Source organism: Psychroflexus aestuariivivens, from assembly GCF_004010055.1.
Taxonomy (GTDB): Bacteria; Bacteroidota; Bacteroidia; order Flavobacteriales; family Flavobacteriaceae; genus Psychroflexus; species Psychroflexus aestuariivivens.
In genome coordinates this window covers 1-3,213 of sequence record NZ_RQVT01000053.1, presented here as the reverse complement: position 1 = coordinate 3,213, position 3,213 = coordinate 1, and the positions used below count along the sequence as shown (strand labels likewise).

5 protein-coding genes are annotated in these 3,213 nt (G+C 31.8%); all 5 read right to left on the bottom strand.

Translation table 11 applies throughout. The features are described 5' to 3' along the window. Positions 1 to 64 precede the first annotated feature (64 nt). Positions 65 to 349, bottom strand: a complete 285-nt coding sequence (locus tag EIG86_RS11400; protein WP_127846313.1) for a helix-turn-helix domain-containing protein — start codon at positions 347 to 349, stop codon at positions 65 to 67. Between the two features lie 120 nt (positions 350 to 469). Beyond that, the gene (locus tag EIG86_RS11395) at positions 470 to 1,282 is read right to left on the bottom strand and encodes an RteC domain-containing protein (protein WP_127846312.1); all 813 of its coding nucleotides are present in this window, start codon (positions 1,280 to 1,282) and stop codon (positions 470 to 472) included. 75 nt (positions 1,283 to 1,357) lie between these two features. After that, positions 1,358 to 1,822, bottom strand: coding sequence for a site-specific integrase (locus EIG86_RS14285; protein WP_240032215.1), 465 nt, complete (start codon positions 1,820 to 1,822; stop codon positions 1,358 to 1,360). Then, positions 1,809 to 2,564 (bottom strand): phage integrase SAM-like domain and Arm DNA-binding domain-containing protein, encoded by a 756-nt coding sequence (locus EIG86_RS14280; protein ID WP_240032214.1) that lies wholly within the window; start codon positions 2,562 to 2,564, stop codon positions 1,809 to 1,811. The genes EIG86_RS14285 and EIG86_RS14280 overlap by 14 nt, the downstream gene beginning before the upstream one ends. Positions 2,565 to 3,017: 453 nt before the next feature. Then, the coding region (locus EIG86_RS14235) for a hypothetical protein (RefSeq protein WP_205030474.1) at positions 3,018 to 3,213 on the bottom strand (196 nt) is incomplete at its 5' end.

Here is a 3,213-nt window from a genome sequence, read left to right as displayed (position 1 = left end):
TTAGCCTGTGGTCTTCATGAATCTTCCTGAACGCCTGGTTGAGGTGTTCGATGTAGTTCATGGTTTAACTGTCGTTGAAATCGATTTTGTTTTTTTTCATCAATTTGTTGATTTCATTGATGTCATAAAAGACAGTGCCTTTGACTTTTGAGAAAGGTAATTCTCCAGAATTTTTCAAATTCTGAATAGAGCTTGCACTTAAGTTTAGGTATTCTTGAAGTTCGGTGTTTCTAAACCATCGTTTTTGATGTAGTTGGGCATCCAGATCACCAATGATTACCTTGATTTCTTCAATTAATTCTGATTTAATTTTCATTAAATCGTCTAATGTTGCAATGTTAGTAGGCATAACTTGAGTTTTGATTAATACTTGTATTGAGACTTTCCAGAGGTAAAAATCAGTAGCATTTCAAATAAAATCGCCCGATATCGGGTGGATAAGGGGTGAAATTTTAACATTAAAGTTTGATTAAGCCTTGTCTTTTAGTGCAAATTCAAGTTTATTTATAAATTTTGTCAAGTCTTTACGTTGTTTGATGTCATCAATGGTTTTATAGAAATCTTGGGGAACTTTCACATTAAAGGCTGTAGATAAAGCATTGACAATTTGTTTGATTGTAGCATCACCGTTGTTGATTGAATTACTTAAATATAGGGCATATGCCATTTCAATAAAATCTGTTGACGTCGCTGTCCAATTATTTTTTTGACTTAATTGGTTAATTGATTTTTTATGGTTGTTGTTCTGCTTTTTTTTGATTTCTAAGTAGGTTTTAAACTTTTCAACAGCTAGATATTCAGCAAAAATATTGCTGTAAATGCATTCAAAATCATCAAAAAAATAGTCTTCATGAAATGAAGATTCGAGAAGCTTAGATGTTGGGTTAGAAATGAAATAATTCTTATTTACAAACTCCTGATTGTAAGTGATATTATAAATGAAATCTTTATGCCTTTCATAAAAATAATCGTTGCATTTGGTCATCTTCATAAAAATTTTTTCTCTCTTTTTCTCAGAAACACCTATAAGATGAACCTCTAATTTTTTTACTTTATTGTAATAGTACACGTGCTTTGTTATGCTTGGTTTAATTTCTTTATAATACCTGTTCTGTTGTTCAAGTGTGTTTAAGTTGTCAACAAAAAAAATTGTTTTCAGATCAAACACATATTGCTTTGCTACGCTTATCACATTTGAAGCTTCTATTAGGGGTGGGTTATTTTTATTAAGAATAAGCTCAAGTTCGGATGAGAATTTTGCAATAATTTCTTGATATTTCATGATAAAAATATGTTACATGTGTTAGTATACACACAAAAATACAAATATTTACCAATATTGCGGAAATATCAATAATTATGAAATCTTAGCATTGTTTGTTTTGGTGATTTCTTTAATTTTCCTGAAATCATCAGAGAGTTTAGTGTCGATAATTCTGGCATAAATTTGTGTAGTTGAAATTTTGGTATGACCAAGGAGCTTCGAAACACTTTCAATTGGGACACCGTTCGCTAATGTTACCGTTGTCGCAAAAGTATGTCTAGCCACGTGAGAACTCAGTTTTTTATTGAATTTCAATTCTGTAGCTATTTCCTTTAGATATTGATTCATTTTCTGATTGGTAAAGACTGGAAGTAGTAGATCGGTGTCTTTAATTCGTGGGTGATCCTTATACTTTTGAATAATTTCTAAGGGTAATTTTAATAGCGGTATTCTTATTGCTGAATTTGTTTTTTTACGTCTTGTGTAAATCCATTTATTTCCATCGATTCCGATGTTAATTTCGTCTGCTGAGAGTTTTTTTAAGTCAGAGTAAGCCAATCAACAAAAATACATCCTTAACTTGTTTTAGAGTCGTTTTTTTAAATTCTGTGTTGATAAGCTTGCTGAGTTCTTCTTTTGTTAAATAGTCCGTATTGACTTCTTCAAATCTTAATTTGTAGCGTTTAACTGGATTCTTTTTGATCCATTCTAGATCTTCAGCTAGGTTCATCAATTTCTTAAGTCTCTCAAGGTGTTTCATGACACCATTATTATTTAGTCCTTTCTGATTTCTAAGGTAGTCTTCGAAGTCAATCATAAATTTGTAATTGACCTGCTTAATATAGATGTCTGAAGTCTTGAGTTTTTCTTTGATATACTTGTCTAAATACTTTCGAGTGGTGTAATAGTTTTTGAGTGTTCCCGGCTTTAAGAAGTTAGCCATTTTTTCCTGATGGTATTCAATAAGCTGATCTAAAGTTTCATGTTTGATATGATTTCCAAGGTACTTGCTTTTGGCTAAACTTGGCGTTAGCAATTCGCCTTCACGGATGATATCTTCACATATTGTGTTGAGTTTTGATATTGCTTTGTCAATTTTTAAATTGATACGTCTGGCAATATTTGTACTGCCTTTGACTTTATGGAACTTCGCATCCCATAGTTTTAGGTCAATTTTTTCATTTAGACTTATTTCAGCGCGTCTTCCGTTGACTGTAAGTCTTCCATAAATCGGTGCCTTGTTTTCAGAATTTTTCTTGGACTTGTTAGCCCAAACTAGAATGGTGTAATTGGTTTGCATAATTTTCGATTTTTCAGGTTAATCGAAAATCTCAATACAAGTTTTTCACTATAAGAGGTCACGGGAAAGTCTACCTCAAAATTTCTACTTGGTTCCAAATATACTACATACACTGCATTTTACAAAAAAAGTGGTAACCGTTGAGGTAACCGAATAGGTCACTTTTTAAATGTAAAAATATGGTAGTATTTAGTAATTGGCACAAACAAAAATAGCTGTAAAACGTTGTTTTACAGCTATTTGGTGTTATTTAGTAAGATTTACTAAAAAGTAAAGTCGGGGTGGCAGGATTCTTAACAAAAACACAACCGACTGATAACCATATATTTAAAAGAACTTTCTGTAAATTGTCCCCAATTTGGACACCTAAAATTTAATTGAATTTGTTATTCCTTACTATCAAATAATTATATTCAATCCCTAAATATAAACAAATTCAACCATATTTCACTTTCAATCTTCAATAAATTCTTCGACTAATTCGAGGTTGATGCCGAGGTATTCGGCGAGTTCATGAGTAGTGATGATTTGGTCTTTTTCTTTACCATGCATTTCTTTCAACCGCTTAAGTATTCTCTGTGATTGTCTTAGGCTCAAACCTGTGATCCTCTGGATGTCTGTTGGAAATACTTTGATGCGCTTTTTGACT